General features: G+C 63.5%; 16 protein-coding genes. 14 read left to right on the top strand and 2 right to left on the bottom strand.

Features of this window, described 5'->3' with window-relative positions:
• The first annotated feature begins 2 nt into the window (after window positions 1–2).
• From NCR35_RS18160 to NCR35_RS18135, 6 genes are read left to right on the top strand one after another with little or no spacing between them, the layout of a single operon-like run.
• On the top strand, window positions 3–494 hold the full coding sequence (locus NCR35_RS18160) for an ApeP family dehydratase (RefSeq protein ID WP_250535519.1): 492 nt from the start codon (window positions 3–5) through the stop codon (window positions 492–494).
• Window positions 491–1,216 carry a 3-ketoacyl-ACP reductase FabG2 gene (locus NCR35_RS18155; protein ID WP_250535518.1) on the top strand — a complete coding sequence of 242 codons (726 nt, stop codon included), beginning with the start codon at window positions 491–493 and terminating at the stop codon, window positions 1,214–1,216. Before NCR35_RS18160 ends, NCR35_RS18155 begins: the two co-directional genes overlap by 4 nt.
• Window positions 1,216–2,442 carry a beta-ketoacyl-ACP synthase gene (locus NCR35_RS18150; RefSeq protein WP_250535517.1) on the top strand — a complete coding sequence of 409 codons (1,227 nt, stop codon included), beginning with the start codon at window positions 1,216–1,218 and terminating at the stop codon, window positions 2,440–2,442. The genes NCR35_RS18155 and NCR35_RS18150 overlap by 1 nt, the downstream gene beginning before the upstream one ends.
• A gap of 14 nt (window positions 2,443–2,456) precedes the next feature.
• Window positions 2,457–3,686 carry a beta-ketoacyl-[acyl-carrier-protein] synthase family protein gene (locus tag NCR35_RS18145; protein WP_250535516.1) on the top strand — a complete coding sequence of 410 codons (1,230 nt, stop codon included), beginning with the start codon at window positions 2,457–2,459 and terminating at the stop codon, window positions 3,684–3,686.
• 51 nt (window positions 3,687–3,737) lie between these two features.
• Window positions 3,738–4,163 (top strand): hypothetical protein, encoded by a 426-nt coding sequence (locus tag NCR35_RS18140; protein WP_250535515.1) that lies wholly within the window; start codon window positions 3,738–3,740, stop codon window positions 4,161–4,163.
• A 25-nt stretch (window positions 4,164–4,188) separates the two neighbouring features.
• Complete coding sequence (locus NCR35_RS18135; protein WP_250535514.1) at window positions 4,189–4,623, top strand: excinuclease ABC subunit A; 435 nt, start codon at window positions 4,189–4,191, stop codon at window positions 4,621–4,623.
• A 57-nt stretch (window positions 4,624–4,680) separates the two neighbouring features.
• On the opposite strand, the gene NCR35_RS18130 is transcribed toward NCR35_RS18135, so the two are convergent.
• Window positions 4,681–5,424: a class I SAM-dependent methyltransferase gene (locus NCR35_RS18130; protein WP_250535513.1), complete on the bottom strand. Its 744-nt coding sequence runs from the start codon at window positions 5,422–5,424 to the stop codon at window positions 4,681–4,683.
• 126 nt (window positions 5,425–5,550) lie between these two features.
• Between NCR35_RS18130 and NCR35_RS18125 the strand changes: the two genes are divergently transcribed.
• From NCR35_RS18125 to yjfF, 6 genes are all read left to right on the top strand, one after another.
• On the top strand, window positions 5,551–6,798 hold the full coding sequence (locus NCR35_RS18125; protein ID WP_250535512.1) for an NAD(P)/FAD-dependent oxidoreductase: 1,248 nt from the start codon (window positions 5,551–5,553) through the stop codon (window positions 6,796–6,798).
• A gap of 270 nt (window positions 6,799–7,068) precedes the next feature.
• On the top strand, window positions 7,069–7,713 hold the full coding sequence (locus NCR35_RS18120) for a YajG family lipoprotein (RefSeq protein WP_250535511.1): 645 nt from the start codon (window positions 7,069–7,071) through the stop codon (window positions 7,711–7,713).
• A 663-nt stretch (window positions 7,714–8,376) separates the two neighbouring features.
• Window positions 8,377–9,312: an ABC transporter substrate-binding protein gene (locus NCR35_RS18115; protein ID WP_244850304.1), complete on the top strand. Its 936-nt coding sequence runs from the start codon at window positions 8,377–8,379 to the stop codon at window positions 9,310–9,312.
• Between the two features lie 71 nt (window positions 9,313–9,383).
• Window positions 9,384–10,898, top strand: a complete 1,515-nt coding sequence (locus NCR35_RS18110; RefSeq protein ID WP_250535510.1) for a sugar ABC transporter ATP-binding protein — start codon at window positions 9,384–9,386, stop codon at window positions 10,896–10,898.
• Window positions 10,895–11,932, top strand: coding sequence for an ABC transporter permease (locus NCR35_RS18105; protein ID WP_250535509.1), 1,038 nt, complete (start codon window positions 10,895–10,897; stop codon window positions 11,930–11,932). Before NCR35_RS18110 ends, NCR35_RS18105 begins: the two co-directional genes overlap by 4 nt.
• Window positions 11,929–13,017, top strand: coding sequence for a galactofuranose ABC transporter, permease protein YjfF (gene yjfF, locus NCR35_RS18100; protein ID WP_244849498.1), 1,089 nt, complete (start codon window positions 11,929–11,931; stop codon window positions 13,015–13,017). The genes NCR35_RS18105 and yjfF overlap by 4 nt, the downstream gene beginning before the upstream one ends.
• A 68-nt stretch (window positions 13,018–13,085) precedes the next feature.
• Here the strand turns inward: yjfF and NCR35_RS18095 are convergent, their stop codons facing one another.
• Window positions 13,086–14,123, bottom strand: a complete 1,038-nt coding sequence (locus tag NCR35_RS18095; protein ID WP_250535508.1) for a LacI family DNA-binding transcriptional regulator — start codon at window positions 14,121–14,123, stop codon at window positions 13,086–13,088.
• Between the two features lie 203 nt (window positions 14,124–14,326).
• Here NCR35_RS18095 and NCR35_RS18090 point away from each other — a divergent pair, with 203 nt between their 5' ends.
• The gene (locus NCR35_RS18090; RefSeq protein ID WP_284503128.1) at window positions 14,327–15,721 is read left to right on the top strand and encodes an MFS transporter; all 1,395 of its coding nucleotides are present in this window, start codon (window positions 14,327–14,329) and stop codon (window positions 15,719–15,721) included.
• Between the two features lie 97 nt (window positions 15,722–15,818).
• A complete protein-coding gene (gene gudD, locus NCR35_RS18085) occupies window positions 15,819–17,168 on the top strand; it encodes a glucarate dehydratase (RefSeq protein WP_250535507.1) in 1,350 nt (449 codons plus the stop codon).
• Window positions 17,169–17,366: the final 198 nt, after the last annotated feature.

Genomic DNA, 17,366 nt, shown 5'->3' with positions numbered 1-17,366 from the left:
CGATGACCGGACACATTCAAAGCGACGAACACGACGGCCCGTTTCCGCCGATCGAAACGATCATTCCTCATCGCGGCACGATGCTGCTCGTGGACGAAGTGATCGCGTGCAGCGATGCCGCGCTCACCGCGCTCGCCACCGTGCGCGCCGACGCGTGGTATGCCGACGAACACGGCGCGATGCCCGCATGGATCGGCATCGAACTCATGGCGCAGGCCGTCGCCGCGCATGTCGCGCTCGTCGCGATGCGCGCGGGCGGCCGCGCGCGTCCCGGCGTGCTGCTCGGCACGCGCAGCTATCGCGCGCATGTCAGCGCCTTCTCGCGCGATGCGCGGCTCGCCATTCGCGCGGAGGAGGTGCTGCGCAGCGAAGGGGGCCACGGCGCGTACGAGTGCACGATAGACCGCGACGGCGAGCGTTGCGCCGAAGCCGTCATCAAGGTCTTTCAACCACACGATTTTCAGACATTCATCGAAGGGAGCTTCAGTTCATGAGCCGGCGCGTTCTCGTAACGGGCGCAAGCCGCGGCATTGGCCGGGCGATTGCGTATCAACTGGCCGCTGGCGGGTTTGCCGTCACCGTGCATTGCCGCACCGGACGCGCCGAAGCAGAAGCGGTGACGGCGGGCATCGTTGCGCAAGGTGGCACGGCGCGCGTCGTGCAGTTTGACGTGCGCGACCGCGCCGCCTGCCGTGAAGCGCTCGAAGCCGACCTCGCCGCGCACGGCGCCTACTACGGCATCGTATGCAGCGCGGGCGTGACGCGCGATGCGGCGTTTCCGGCACTCAGCGACGAAGACTGGGACGTCGTGATCGAAACGGGCCTCGACGCCTTCTACAACGTGATCCATCCGCTCACCATGCCGATGGTGCGCGCGAAACAGGGCGGCCGCATCGTGACCATCGCGTCGGTGTCCGGCGTGATGGGCAATCGCGGACAGGTGAACTACAGCGCGGCGAAAGCCGGTCTCATCGGCGCGACGAAGGCGCTCGCGGTCGAACTGGCGTCGCGCAACATCACGGCGAACTGCGTCGCGCCCGGACTGATCGATACAGGCATGCTCGACGACGTTCCCGTTGAACACGCGCTGAAGACGGTGCCGATGAATCGCGTCGGGCAGCCGAACGAAGTGGCCGCTGTCGTCGGCTTCCTCATGTCGGATGCGGCTTCTTATGTGACGCGCCAGGTGATCGGCGTGAATGGCGGGATGATCTGATGAAGCGCGTCGTCGTTACGGGCATGGGCGGCGTCACGGCGCTCGGCAGTTCGTGGAATGAAATCGAAGCCGCGCTGAAGAGCGGACGCAATGCGGTGCGCCGCATGCCGGAGTGGGACTTCTTCGAAGGGCTGCATACGCGCCTCGCTTGTCCGCTGCCCGCGTTCGAGCAGCCGGTCGCCTGGCCGCGCAAGAAGACGCGGTCGATGGGCATCGTGTCGATGTACGCGGTACGCGCGAGTGAACTCGCGCTGGCGGATGCGGGCCTCGACGGCGACGCGTCGATCAGCGACGGACGCATGGGCGTCGCGTACGGATCGTCGTCGGGTTCCGTCGAGCCTATTCGCGCGTTCGGCACCATGCTGCGAACCGGCTCGATGACCGATGTCACGTCGAACAGCTACGTGCAGATGATGCCGCACACGACGGCCGTGAACGTCGGCCTCTTCTGGGACCTGAAAGGCCGCATTCTGCCGACATCATCGGCGTGCGCATCGGGCAGTCAGGCGATCGGCTTCGCGTATGAAGCCATCGCCACGGGCAAGCAGACGATGATGCTCGCCGGCGGCGCGGAAGAGCTCTCGGGTCCCGCCGTCGCCGTGTTCGACACGCTCTACGCGACGAGCACGCGCAACGACGAGCCGCATCTCACGCCGCGTCCGTTCGATGCGAAACGCGATGGACTGGTTGTCGGCGAGGGCGCGGCGACGCTCGTGCTCGAAGACTACGAGCACGCAGTAGCGCGCGGCGCGACGATTCATGCGGAGATCGTCGGCTTCGGCTGTAACTCGGATGGCGCGCACATGACGCAGCCGACGGCGAGCACGATGGCGCGCGCCATGCAACTCGCGCTGCACGACGCGCGGCTCGATCCGCAGGCCATTGCTTACGTGAACGCGCATGGCACGTCCACCGATCGCGGCGACGTTGCGGAAAGTCATGCGACCGCGCAGACCTTCGGCGAGCGCATGCCGATCAGTTCGCTCAAGAGCTACGTCGGACACACGCTCGGCGCTTGCGGTGCGCTGGAAGCGTGGTGGACCATCGAAATGATGAAGCGCAACTGGTACGCGCCGACACTCAATCTCACCGAAGTCGATGCCGCCTGCGCGCCGCTCGATTACATCGCGGGCGAGGCACGCAGGATCGACGCCGAATACGTGATGAGCAACAACTTCGCGTTCGGCGGCATCAATACGTCGCTCATTTTCCGGCGCGTTCGATGAACGGAGCGCGAGGCATGCAGCGCGTCGTCGTGACGGGCATGGGCATCGTATCGTGTCTGGGCAATGCGCTCGACACGGTCAGCGCTGCGTTGAGGGAAGGGCGATCCGGCATCACGCGCATCGATGCGTGGCGCGAGCGAGGCTTCGGCTCGCAAGTGGCGGCGGTGGCGTCGGTGGAAGATGAGCCGCCTTTCGATCGCAAGCTCGAACGGTTCATGGGCGAGACGGCGCGCTTCGCTTGCCATGCCGCGCGCAAAGCCATCGACGACGCGCGGCTCGATCACGCCCTGCTGCGTTCGCCGAAAGTCGGCGCGGTGATCGGCTCGGGCGTCGGCGCGATGGCCGAGTACGACGCGGCACTGAGTATCGCGGTGACGCGCGGCATCGAAAGAACCCCGCCGTACACAGTCCCGAAGGCGATGAGCAGCACCGCATCCGCGAATGTCGCGCAGGCGTTCGGCATCGAGGGCGTCGCGTATTCGCCTTCGTCGGCGTGCACGACATCTGCGCTCGCCATCGGACAAGCCATGCAGTTGATCCAGACCGGACGTCAGCAGATCGTGTTGGCGGGCGGCAGCGAGGCGCTGCATGACAACATGACGCTGATGTTCGACGCGATGCACGCGTTGTCGCGCGGTTTCAACGAAACGCCTTCGCAAGCCTCGCGCCCTTACGACAGCGCGCGCGACGGCTTCGTGATCGGCTCCGGCGCCGGCGTGCTGGTGCTCGAGGCGCTCGACCACGCGCTCGCACGCGGCGCGCGCATCTACGCGGAACTGACTGGCTTCGGCGAGAGCACGGACGGCGCGGGCATGGTGTCGCCGCACTCGCACGGCATCGCGCGGGCGCTACGCATGGCGCTGGACCAAGCGGGCGCATCGCCCGATTACATCAACACGCACGCGCCCTCCACGCCGCTCGGCGACGTCGAAGAACTGCGCGCATTGCAGACGGTCTTCGGTGCGAACGTGCCGCCGTTCTCGTCGACGAAGGGACTGACGGGACATCCGCTCGGCGCAAGCGGCGTGCATGAAGCGATCTACACATTGCTGATGATGCGCGACGGTTTCATTGCAGGCACGCGAACGGCCGGCTCGCCCGAACCGCTCGCGCTTGGCATCCCGCTCGTGCGCGAGACATGCGAGGCGCGCATCGAGCGCGCGATGTCGATCTCCTTCGGTTTCGGCGGCAGTTCCGCGAGCCTCGTGTTCGAAAGATTTGAGCCGCTGCCCGTCGGCGCATAACGGGCGCTTATTCGAAAACACGCATAACCACATAGAAGCGAAACCGCACCCATGAAAAAGATACTCCTTCTGACGATGATGGCTGGCGCGCTGATCACGCAAGCAGGCTGCACGACGCAGGTCCGCTCGCTGCCGATGCCGCAAGCAGCGCAGACGCAAAGCGCGAAGGACGTCACCTTGTATTTCGGCGATCAGAAGCACGCGAACGTCAAGACGATGCTCGGCAAGAAGGAAGTCGCAGTGCGCGTGGCCCGCACGATGGACGGCCAGGAAGCGACGTGCAATATCGCGCTCGGCAAGGCGCTCGATCAGTTGCGCGACTATGCGCGCGAGCAGCACGCGGACGCGGTGATCAACGTCAGGACGCGCTTCCAGCACACGGAGACCGCGTCAGCGACGGAGTTCATCTGCGGCTCTAGCAATAACGGCTCGACGCTCGCCGTGCGCGGAGATGTCGTGAAGCTGGACGTCGAATAAGCGATCAACCACGAACTCGAAACCTATGAAGCGTCTTTTCTTTTGCGCGGCACTTGCCGCCATGCTGCTTTCGTCGCAAGCGTTCGCGCGCAATACGATCCGGATCTATCCCGTCGCACCGGCGCTGGTTAGCGAACCCGACAAGGTCGACAAGGACATTCCGCTCTATTTCGCGGGGCAAGCGCATCCGGTGGTGGTGAAATCCCTCGGGGTGTTTGCGACCAACAAGAAAACCAACGCGTTCGGCAAGAGCGACGAGGACGCTTGCCAGCACGTATTCCTTTCGGCTGTGATGGAGTTGCAGGAGCGCGCCCGCAAGGAAGGCGGCGACGCGGTCATCAATATCAAGAGTAACTACCAGAACGTGGAGCGCGAGAGCGCAACGGAGTTCACGTGCGGCGCGGGCGCCGTGGTGGCAGGCGTCGCGCTGAAGGGCGAAGTGGTCAAGCTGAAGAACTGAGGCAGAAGCTGCGAGCGGCGCATGTCTCGACGTATGCGCCGCTCGCTCGTCATGCCGTCAATCAGAGGTCTTTCTTGCGACGACGTTCACAAGGGTTTCGCGCCGCTTTCCGGGCTTCGGCGTATAGAGGCCGATGCGTTCCAGCAGCCCGAAATCTTTCGCGCGGCTCCACCACAGATACGGCAGCGAAACGTTGTGCGGTCCGAAGCTGAAGCCGCCGTTGCGGATCATGTCGAGATAGCCGTCGGCGCTCTTTTGCACTTGCATCGGATGACGAAAAAGCAGCCGGATGACCCAGGACTTGATATAGGCATCGGTCGATTCGGCGAACATGAGCACGCCGCCTGGCTTGAGTACGCGACGGAATTCGGCGAGCGCGCGTTCCTGCTCGACGAGGTGATGAAACGTCTGGTGACAGAAGACGATATCGGCGCTCGCGTCTTGCAGCGGAAGATTCGCGCAATCGCCGTGAAGCAGTTCGATTTGCGTCGCGGCGGTATCGGGGCGCTGCGCGCAGACTTGCGCGGATTGGGCCGCAAGCGCGAGCGACGGCTCGTGAAAGTCGATGCCGACGATGCGCTGCGGCTTGAACGCTTGCGCAAGCAGACGGAACGACAAGCCCTGACCGCAGCCGACATCGACGATCACGGGCGCGGCGGGCAACGGAAAGTCGATGAGGCGCTTGAGGTCGTTGATCGCGACGCGCAGAACGTGGTGCTCCCACGTATGCGTGCGCAGGAACCAGACGCCGAAAGAAGTCTCGGGCACGAACGGCACATTCGATGTTTCGGTGAACTGCACGATTGAATCCGGTAAAGAAGTGTTGGTGTTATTGATGCATGGTCCGCGCGTGATTGTAATCGCTCACGCGCGGCGAATGTGTCGTGTTTGCAATACGTCGCTGCGTGCGACGAAAGGAAGTAGAAGATGAACACAGAAAATTCGATGAACGCTGAAGTCGATGTCGCCATCATCGGCGCGGGACCGTCGGGCGCGGTCGCTGCCGCGCTGCTGCGCAAAGCCGGTCGATCCGTGCTGGTGCTCGAACGCCAGCATTTCCCGCGCTTTTCGATCGGCGAAAGTCTCTTGCCGCAAAGCATGGCGTATCTCGAGGAAGCGGGCATGCTGCGCGCGGTCGTCGAAGCGGGCTTTCAGTACAAGAACGGCGCGCAATTCGTGTATCGCGATCAGGCGGCGGCTTATGACTTCCGCGACAAGCATTCCGACGGATGGGGCACGACGTATCAGGTGGAACGAGCGGTATTCGACGACTTGCTCATCCGCTGTGCGATGGAGCAGGGCGCTGACGTGCGCTTCGGTCATACCGTGCTCGCGATGAAGACGGGCGATGCGCCGGTGCTCGATGTCGTCGACGAGGCCGGTACGCAATATCAGGTGCATGCGCGCTTCGTGCTCGACGCAAGCGGCTTCGGACGCGTGCTGCCACGGCTTCTCAACCTGGAAGCGCCGACGCGCCTTGCCACGCGCGCGGCCATCTTCACGCATGTGCGCGACGGCATTCCGGTCGAGGCGCACGATCGCAACAAGATTACCGTGGCCGTGCATCCCGAGCATCGCGATGTGTGGTACTGGATGATTCCGCTCGCGAATGGGCGGTCGTCCGTGGGTTGCGTGGCCGAAGCGGCGTTTCTCGACGTCGATGAAGCCGAGCGCGAGCAGAAGCTCCGTTCACTGATTCAAAGCGAACCGACGCTGAACCGCTTGATCGGCAATGCGCCTTTTTTGATGCAGGTGCGGCATATCGGTGGTTATTCCGCGAACGTCGAAACGCTTCACGGCGACGGGTATGCGCTGCTCGGCAACGCGGGTGAGTTCCTCGATCCGGTGTTTTCGTCGGGGGTGACCATTGCGCTGCGTTCGGCGCATCTCGCCGTTCGGACCCTGGACCGTCAATTGAATGGCGAAGCTATCGACTGGCACGCGCATTACGACGTGCCGTTGCGCCGTGGCATCGACACGTTCCGCGCGTTCGTTGAACGCTGGTATTCGGGCAAGTTGCAGGACATCATCTTTGCACCGAATCAGACGCCTGTGATCCGACGCATGGTCAGCGCCGTGCTGGCCGGGTACGCGTGGGACGAGACGAACCCGTATGTCGCGGATGCCGCGCGACGGCTGGATAGCCTGCATGCCGCGTGCATGCTGCGTGATTGACGGAAGCGGAAGCCGGCTGCGGGTTGGCCGGTTGACCTTAAATTGACGCACGAGTGTCCGTCGCGGCGTTCGACGCGGCTGAAATCAGATGCGCGAGCGGAGGACAGGCAGTCGGCGCACATGTTGTTGCCAATGACCACCTGAATCGTCCACCCTGCGGTTCCGAGACTCAAGTTTTCCGGTGCTGCGCCGTTAGATGACGATAGGCGCGAGCGCGCTCGATGACTGGCGGGCTTCGCGTCTAACAAAAATCAACCGGAGAACTAGAGCATGGTGGTAAGCCGTATCGCATTCTGTACCCTTATCGTTTCGATCCTCGCGGGATGTGCAGCGGGGCGAACAACCGTCGACGTTGCTGCGCCGCAAAGCACGAACCCCTCGACCGGGAAATATGTGCGGATCGATTCCCCGCAGGACAAGCGCGCATTCGCCGTCAAGCCTCCAAGCGCCGACATGGCGTCGCTGGATCCCGACGAAGATGCGAGCGACGCTTCGAAGGCGCGTGCAATCGGCCGAAAGAGAAACGGCTACGGAAAGGCGCTCGGCGACGTGGTGCTTCCTCAGGGCAAGACGGTTTCGGGTCTGGTTGAAGGAGCGTTGACATCGGGCTTCCAGGAGGCGGGTTACATCGTAGTCAAGCCGGGCGATCCCGAGTTTGCGACTGCTCCGGAAGTGAGTGCCGAGATCATCGACTTCTGGGCCTGGTTCCAACCCGGATTCTGGTCGGTTACGACGAATCACAAGTCGGAACTGCGGTTGTCTGGCGAGGTGGGCGCGCTGCACGGTGATCAAAGCCTCAAGACGCGTGTGAGCGAATCGAAACAGGTGGTGACTTCGAGCGACTGGCAGGAGATCGTCGAAAAGGGGCTGGCCGCGATCGCCTCGCAGACGAAGAGTCTGGTTAGCGGAAAGTAGCGTTGTCTTCGAAGGCGAGTGCAGACGAGCCCTCGCCTTCACGGTCACAGCGACGAATCACCGAGCGGACTGGCATTTTCGGCTCGGTGCGAAGCTACGCGGGAGCACGAGCCGCCGCGGCTTCGCGCAAATGGATGGCGACGTGTTCAGCGACGTTAGCGTTCGGCACTTCCATCTCACGTGTACATGTCGCGTTCGCGCCAGCGTCCTCACCACTGCCGGCCCTTCAACCATTGCGCGACGTTCGCGGAGGATAGGCCACGCAAATGTTCGCGCGCCATTGGCGTCTTCTTCGGTTCACTAATCGCAAACCGCCGGGTTGCCTTTTACGGTGCTCATTCGTAGCCTAGAGTTATCACTGGCGCAGGCAAATAGCGCATTCCAAAACGTGGGATAAACCTCGCGCCATGGCACAGACGAAGCCAGCATTTACATAGAATCCTCACAGTGAATTAGCAATCCGCAACGCCCATTAACCGTGTTTTCCCTGATATCAGTCTTGGCATCGTCGACGCCCAATAAGTGATTGGACCCGCATGCGTCGTCAGACTAATCTTGCGCAGGACTCAATCCTGAGTCGAGGACCGCGGACTCAGAGCCGCGGCAAAAATGATCCATCAGGAGACGATAATGAAACAGACCCGACGCACGGTGCTGAGCGCAATGCTTGGTTCGGTCCTGTTGTTTGCCGCGGGCATCAGCGCACACGCCGAGAACAAGCAGATCACGCTGGGTTTCGCGCAGGTCGGCGCCGAAAGCGCGTGGCGGACCGCCAATACCGTCTCCGTTAAAACGGCCGCCAAGGACGCGGGCATCAACCTCAAATTCTCCGATGCCCAGCAGAAGCAGGAAAATCAGATCAAGGCGATCCGCTCGTATATTGCCCAAAAAGTCGATGTGATCGCATTCTCCCCGGTCGTCGAATCCGGTTGGGAACCGATTCTCGTGGAAGCGAAGAACGCCAAGATTCCGGTCATCCTCACGGACCGCAATATCGACGTGAAAGACAAGTCGCTCTATGTGACCATGATCGGCTCCGACTTCCTCGAGGAAGGCCGTCGTGGCGGCAAGTGGCTGGAAGATCACTATAAGAACGAGAAAGGGCCGATCAATATCGTGGAATTGCAGGGCACGGTCGGCTCGGCTCCGGCCAACGACCGGCGCGCCGGTCTGCTCGAAGTCATCAAGAACGACCCGAAGTTCAAGGTCATCGCTTCGCAAAGCGGCGACTTCACGCTCGCGGGCGGCAAGCAGGTCATGGAAGCGTTCGTGAAGACCTACGGCAAGCAGATCAACGTGGTCTACGCGCATAACGACGACATGGCGCTCGGCGCGATTCAGGCGATGGAAGAGGCCGGCATGAAGCCCGGCAAGGACGTGACCGTCGTTTCGTTCGACGCCACCAAGGGCGGCTTCGAAGCGATGATCGCGGGCAAAATCAACGTGGACGTCGAATGCAGTCCGCTGCTCGGGCCGCAGTTGATGACCGCCGTGAAGGATATCGTCGCGGGCAAGCAATTGCCCAAGCGCATCGTGACCGAAGAAACCATCTTCCCGATGAGCGTGGCCGCGCAGACTCTGCCGCAGCGCAAGTACTAAACGCGTGCGCGTCCATCGCGCAGGCGTTTTGCCGCGCGATGGACGATTCTTCTCTCTAGCCGGCGCTCTCCATGACCGACGCTCCCGTGCTCGAAACGATCGGCCTGTCGAAGTCTTTCCCCGGCGTGCGCGCGTTGCATGACGTCCGCTTCCGCTTGTTCCCCGGCGAGGTTCACACGCTGATGGGGCAGAACGGCGCGGGCAAATCGACGCTCATCAACGTGCTCACCGGCGTGCACGAGCCCGACGCCGGCGAGATCCGGCTCGCCGGCCAACCGGTGCATTTCACCGCGCCGCTCGAAGCGGAAGCGGCCGGCATTCAGACGCTGTATCAGGAAGTGAATCTGTGCCCGAACTTGTCGGTGGCCGAGAACATGTTCGCGGGCCGGCAGCCGAAGCGGCGCGGCGCAATCGACTGGCGAACGATTCACGCGCGCGCGCAAGCGGCGCTCGCCGAACTGAACGTCACGGTGGACGTCACCAAGTCGCTCGATACGTATCCCATCGCGGTGCAGCAGATGGTGGCGATCGCGCGGGCGCTGTCGGTCGATGCGCGCGTGCTCATCCTCGACGAGCCCACATCCAGCCTCGACGACGGCGAAGTCACGCGGCTCTTCGACGTGCTGCGCAAACTGCGCGATTCCGGTCTCGCGATTCTCTTCGTCACGCACTTTCTCGAACAGACTTACGCGATATCCGACCGCATCACGGTCATGCGCAATGGCGAGCGCGAAGGCGAATATCTCGCCAAGGACTTGCCCGTCGAACTGCTCGTCTCGAAGATGGTCGGCCATGAGCGCATGACCGAACGGCTGGAAAGCGCGGCGACGGAAGCGCCCGCTGAGCAGAGCAGCGTGGCGCCGTTTCTGGAGATGCGCGGCGTGGCGCGGCGCGGCGTGATGAATCCCGTCGATATCGACGTGCAGCCCGGACAGATACTCGGGCTCGCCGGTCTGCTCGGCTCGGGCCGCACCGAAACGGCGCGGCTTCTGTTCGGCGCGGAACGCTCCGATGCGGGCGCGACGCGTATCGGCGGCAAGACGGTGAAGCTGCATTCGCCGCGCGATGCGGTGCGTCACGGCATGGGTTACTGTCCCGAAGACCGCAAGAAGGAAGGCATCGTTGCGGATCTTTCCATACGCGAGAACATCATCCTCGCGGTGCAGGCGCGGCGCGGACTGTGGCGCTGCATCGGCAAGGCGAAGCAGCGCGAGATCGCCAACCGCTATATTCAGCAGTTCGGCATCAAGGCGCGCGACGCGGAGCAACCCATCGGCCTGTTATCGGGCGGCAATCAGCAGAAGGTGCTGCTTGCGCGCTGGCTCGCGACCGAACCGAAGATGCTGATTCTCGACGAACCGACGCGCGGCATCGACGTGGCCGCGAAGTTCGAGATCATGGACCGCGTGCTCGCGCTCTGCGCAAAGGGTCTTTCCATTCTCTTCATCTCGTCGGAAGTGAGCGAGGTCGTGCGCGTGAGTCACCGGATCGCGGTACTGCGCGACCGACGCAAGGTCGCCGAAGTCGCGGGCCATACCGCGTCCGAAGATGACGTGTACCGGCTCATCGCGGGAGGCTCGGAATGAACACGATCAAGGCGATGTCTCAGCATCCGCTCGTGTGGCCGTGCCTGACGCTGATCGCGCTGTGCGTGCTCGATCTCTCGCACAACGCGAACTTCCTCTCCATCACGATGCTCGACGGCCATCTGTTCGGCGCGCCCATCGACATTCTCAATCGCGCGGCGCCGCTCGTGCTCGTGTCGCTCGGCATGACGCTCGTGATCGCGACGCGAGGCATCGACATCTCCGTGGGCGCGATCGTCGCCATTGCGGGCGCGACCGCCGCCACGATTCTCGCCGACGATCCGTCGCGCGTGCCGCTCGCCATCGCGGCGGCGCTCGGAGTCGGCGTGCTCGGCGGCATGTGGAACGGCTTGCTGGTGGCGTTCATCGGCATGCAGCCGATCATCGCAACGCTCATTCTGATGGTCGCGGGACGCGGCGTCGCGCAGTTGCTGACGGGCGGACAGATCATCCCCATCGGCGCAAAGGGCTATCTGCTCGTCGGTGGCGGCTATCTCGCGAGCGTGCCGTGTTCCGTGTGGGTCGCATGCGGCGCGCTCGTGCTGACCGCGCTCCTCGTCAACCGCACGGCGCTCGGCCTGTTCATCCGCGCCATCGGCGTGAATCCGGTCGCGACGAGGCTCGTCGGCTTGCGTTCGAGCATGATCGTGTTCGGCGTGTATGCGTTCTCGGGCCTCGCGGCCGCGATGGCTGGTGTGCTCGCCAGCTCGAACGTGCGCAGCGCCGACGGCAACAACGCCGGCCTGCTGCTCGAACTCGACGCGATCCTTGCGGTCACGCTCGGCGGCACGTCGCTGCTCGGCGGGCGTTTCAGTCTCGCGGGCACCGTGCTCGGCGCGCTCATCATCCAGACGCTCACTTACACGACGTATTCCATCGGCGTGCCGCCCGAAGCGACGCTCGTCGTGAAGGCGGCGGTGGTGCTGGTGGTGAGCGTCATTCAATCGGCCACTGCGCGCACGGTGCTGATGCGTCAATTGAAGCGCGTGTTCCCGGTCGCATCGAAACAGCCGCTCGCGGAGTCATCGAAATGAGAAATGTGTTCGACCGCGTGACGGACCCGCGCGTCTTGCCCATCGTCATCACCATCGTGCTGTTTGCCGCGCTCTTCGGCTTCGGTTCGGTAATGTACACCGGCTTCTTCTCGCTGCAAGTGCTGCTCGGCCTTTTGATCGACAATGCGTTCCTGCTGATCGTCGCCATCGGCATGACGTTCGTCATCGTGTCGGGTGGCATCGATCTGTCGGTCGGCTCGGTCGTCGCGCTGACGACCATTCTCTGCGCCGTCTTCGCCGAGAAGTTGCACTGGCCGGTGTGGGTGATCGTGCCGCTGGTGCTCGCGGCGGGCGCGCTCTACGGCGCCGCCATGGGCGCGCTCATTCACTTCTTCAAGCTGCAGCCGTTCATCGTGACACTGGCCGGCATGTTCCTCGCGCGCGGGGCCTGCTTTCTGATCACGACGCAATCCATCACGATCAACGATCCCACTTTCCACGCGCTCTCCGGGTTTCATGTGGATGTCGGCGGGGCGTCGGTCACGGCGGGCGCGCTCGTCGCCGTCGCTACGCTGCTGGTGGCGATCTTCGTCGCGCACTTCACGCGCTTTGGCCGCAACGTCTATGCGGTCGGCGGCAACGAACGCTCGGCGTTGCTGATGGGCTTGCCGGTCGCGCGCACCAAGGTCGGCGTGTACGCGTTGAGCGGTTTCTGTTCGGCGCTCGGCGGCGTGGTCTTCACGCTCTACGTGCTCTCTGGATACGGGCTGCAAGGGCAGGGCATGGAACTCGACGCCATCGCCGCGACGGTGATCGGCGGAACGCTGCTCACGGGCGGCGTCGGATACGTCATCGGCTCCGTGTTCGGCGTCGGCATTCTCGGCACCATTCAGACGCTGATTACGTTCGACGGCACGCTCAGTTCGTGGTGGACGCGCATTGTCATCGGCGCGTTGCTCTGCGCGTTCTGCTTGCTGCAACGCGTGATCGAGCGGCACGCGGCTCGTCGCAAGTCGAACGGCACCACGCTCGGGGAAGGGCTGAAGCGCAAGAACGCACCGGAGCCGTTGACGTCCGATGCGCCCGGCGAAGCGAAGCCGCTCGGATTGGTGCCGCGCAGTTGACGCCGCGTTGACTGTTCACGACAGTCTTCGCATGAGCAACGTTGTGCTCAACGAGCCGAACGCCTCTTTCAAGCACTCTCGCGGTCGATGATCGCAAACCCTGTGTCGACCCTCAGTGCCGGTTGCGCGGGGTGCCTTCCGTCCAGCCTGTCTACGAGCGCCTCGGCGGCCAGTCTGCCGATGGAGGCGCCGTCGATGCGCACCGTCGACAGCGAAGGATGAACATGTGCCGCGGTGCTCAGATCGCCGAAGCCCATCACGGCCACGTCGTGGGGAATGGCGATGCCGCGCTTCGCTGCCTCCGCCAGAATGCCCTGCGCGAGCGTGTCGGTGCTGCACACGATGACCTCGGGCAAGCCGCGGTCCAGCAGTCGAGCGAAGCCTTCGCGCCCGGTCTGAAGCGTGGCCGGAGCGGGCAGCACTTCCATCGGTACGTCGCCGTTTCCGTGGCGCTTCAGTTCGTCGATCAGGCTCATGCTTCGCCGCACGCCGCGCGGGTCGTCGGCCGACAGGACCGCGAACCGCCGATACCCCTTCGCCAACAGATGGCGCGCGACCTCGACGCCGACTGCTTCGTGTGAGAAGCCGATCAGCATGTCGATAGGGTCGTCGGTCAGGTCCCAGATCTCGATGATCGGCACCTTCGTTCTGCGCAGCCGTTCCCGCGTGAGCGGCGAATGCTCGGTGCCGGTCAGCACGATGGCGTCGGGCCGTCGCCCGAGCAGCGTTTCGACCAGCTGCTCCTCGCGCTCCGGAAGATAGTCCGTCAGGCCGAGCAACGTTTGATAGCCGGCAGGCGCGAGCGTCGCCATGAGGCTCTGAACCATGTCCGTGAAGATCGACGTGGCGATGGTCGGCAGCAAGAGGGCGATCAGATGACTCTTGTTCGTCGCAAGCGCGCCCGCCAGCAGGTTCGGCACGTAGCCGGTTGCGCGCACGGCATCCATCACGCGCTGGCGCGTTTCCTCGCGAACGAGTTCGGGGCGCTTGAGCGTGCGCGAGACGGTCATTGCGGTGACGCCCGCCAGACGCGCGACGTCTTCCAGCGTCACGCTGTCGTTGGCTTCTGTCGAACCGAGCTTGGCCGGCGCGTAACTCTCTTCCATTCGAGTCCCCTTGTTTCGTTCGATTGTAGCCTCAGAGGCACACAACCGAACGATCGTAGAAATAAGACGTCGTATCTCTGCGCAGCGGGAAAACCCGGATTTCATCGATGTTTGCGCTAACATATGCTTCGCTAACGATGAGACATCGCACAACTTAGCCGGAGACGACGATGGAGCGAGGCATACAACGGACTGCGACTTCGATGGCCGCGGACCCACTGGACGAACGAGCGGCCGGCGCCGACGGTCAGACTTCGAGCTACGCCGCACGCAGCAAGGCGCGGTTCCTGATCGTCTTCATGCTCTTTCTCGTCACGACGATCAATTACGCGGACCGCGCGACCATTTCCATCACGGGCTCGTCCATCCAGAAAGCGCTGCACATCTCGCCGGTGGAGATGGGTTATATCTTCTCGTCGTTCGCGTGGGCCTATGTGATCGCGCAGATTCCGAGCGGCTGGCTGCTGGATCGCTTCGGTTCCAAGCGCGTCTACGCATTCAGCATCTTCTTCTGGTCGTTGCTCACGGCTGTTCAGGGCTTCGTTGCGGCATTGCCGGTCGGCGTCGCGTTCGCCACGCTCTTTCTGATGCGCTTTCTCGTCGGCGCGGCGGAAGCGCCCGCGTTTCCGGGCAACGCGCGCCTGACCGCGACGTGGTTTCCCACCGCCGAGCGCGGCACCGCATCGGCCATGTTCAATTCGGCTCAGTACTTCGCGACCGTGCTGTTCTCGCCCATCATGGGCTGGATCACGCACGCTTACGGCTGGCCGCATGTCTTCTATGCGATGGGCGCGCTCGGCATACTCGTCGCCGGCCTGTGGTTGAAGACCATCTACGCGCCGCGTCAACATCCGCTCGCAAACGAGGCCGAGCTTCGATATATCGCCGACAACGGCGCAATGGTCGACCTCGAAGACCGGCAAGTGGCGAAGGAACGCCGCGCCGCGCAAACGGATACACATAACAGCCGCACGCATGGCCGTCATGCGCTCGCGCAATTGCTAAAAAGCCGCATGATGCTCGGCGTCTTCATCGCGCAGTACTGCATCACGACGCTCACGTATTTCTTCCTGACCTGGTTCCCGATCTATCTCGTGCAGGAACGGCATATGTCGATCCTGAAGGCGGGCGTGGTCGCATCCATTCCGGCCATCGCCGGTTTCCTCGGCGGTCTGCTGGGCGGCGTGGTGTCGGATCGGCTGATGAAGCACGGCTTCTCGACGAGCACCGCGCGCAAGGTGCCGATCGTCGTCGGCCTGCTGCTCTCGACCTGCATGATCGCGTGCAACTACGTCGATAACCAGTGGCTCGTGATCGGCATCATGGCGGCGGCGTTTTTCGGCAAGGGCATCGGCGCGCTCGGCTGGGCCGTCGTATCCGACACCGCGCCGAAGCAGGCGAGCGGCCTGTGCGCGGCGCTCTTCAACACCTTCGGCAATACGGCGGGCATCACGACGCCGATCGTGATCGGCTATCTCGTGCAGGGAACCGGCTCGTTCGCGGCGGCGCTCGTCTTCGTGAGCGCGAATGCGTTGATTGCGATCGTTTGCTACGTGTTCGTCGTCGGCAAGATCGAACGCTTCCAGCTGGCCGAATGAACGCATTGAATAGGTATAAAGTTAGGAAACCGGATCAAGTCGCCGTCGCATCAGAACGACGCGCGCTATATCCAAATCAACCGATGGTATTTCGCTCATGTCCATGACTTCGACTCGCGTCAACGCGACGCCCACCGTTACCGAATTGCGCGTGATTCCCGTTGCGGGGCGCGACAGCATGCTGATGAACCTGTCGGGCGCGCATGCGCCGTTCTTCACGCGCAATATCGTGATTCTCACGGACAGCGCGGGCAACACGGGCGTCGGCGAAGTGCCGGGCGGCGAGAATATCCGCAAGACCATCGACGACGCGCGTTCGCTTGTCGTGGGTCAGTCCATCGGCAACATTCAGGCAGTGCTCAATCGCGTGCGCACGCAGTTCGCCGACCGCGATGCGGGCGGTCGCGGCCTGCAAACCTTCGATCTGCGCACGACCATCCACGCCGTCACTGCGCTGGAAGCGGCATTGCTCGATCTGCTCGGGCAGCATCTCGGCGTGCCGGTCGCGGCGCTGCTCGGCGAAGGGCAGCAACGCGACGAAGTGGAGATGCTCGGCTATCTGTTCTATATCGGCGACCGCAGTCGCACCGATCTGCCGTACGCATCCGGCGAGAGCGGCAAGGACGACTGGGAACGCCTGCGCACCGAAGTCGCGCTGACGCCGGAAGCGGTGGTGCGGCTCGCCGAAGCGGCGCAGGCGCGTTACGGTTTCAACGACTTCAAGCTGAAAGGCGGCGTGCTCGCCGGCGATGCGGAGATCGAGGCCGTGACGGCGCTCGCAGAAAGTTTCCCGGATGCGCGCGTGACGCTGGATCCGAACGGCGCGTGGTCGCTCGCGGAAGCCGTTCGCCTGTGCCGCGATCAGCACGACGTGCTGGCTTACGCAGAAGACCCGTGCGGCGCGGAGAACGGCTATTCGGGCCGCGAAGTGATGGCCGAATTCCGCCGCGCGACGGGCCTGCCGACCGCGACGAACATGATCGCCACCGACTGGCGTCAGATGGGCCACGCCATCCAACTGCAATCGGTGGATATTCCGCTCGCCGATCCGCACTTCTGGACGATGCAAGGCTCCGTGCGCGTGGCGCAGATGTGCAACGACTGGGGCCTCACATGGGGCTCCCATTCGAACAATCACTTCGACGTATCGCTCGCGATGTTCACGCACGTCGCGGCCGCCGCGCCGGGCAAGATCACGGCTATCGACACGCACTGGATCTGGCAGGACGGCCAGCGTCTGTCGCGCGATCCGCTGCAAATCGTCGGCGGCAAGGTGAAGGTGCCGAGCACGCCGGGTCTCGGCGTCGAACTGGATATGGATGAGATCGAGAAGGCGCACGCGCTGTATCAGCAGCACGGCCTCGGCGCGCGCGATGACGGCATCGCCATGCAATATCTCATCCCGAACTGGAAGTTCGACAACAAGCGGCCTTGCCTCGTGCGGTGAAGCGGGTCGACGAAGCGCATCGATGAAGCGCACGGTGCGCGCACCGTGCGTCACTTCGCGTCATAAAACCGCGGCGATCATGGCCCTCGTCAGTCGTTGCCCCCCCCACCCGCGTGTCGCGGCTCACCCCCCTAGCCACCCTCCCCCCCCACCCACACACCTGGCCAGGCGCACCGCCGACAAAACCCAGGACCCGCG

Origin of the sequence: Caballeronia sp. AZ10_KS36 (assembly GCF_023631105.1) — a bacterium.
In the GTDB taxonomy this organism is placed as follows: Bacteria; Pseudomonadota; Gammaproteobacteria; order Burkholderiales; family Burkholderiaceae; genus Caballeronia.
Note: the sequence above shows the minus strand (reverse complement) of the source record. Positions and strands in the feature narration are given on the sequence as shown.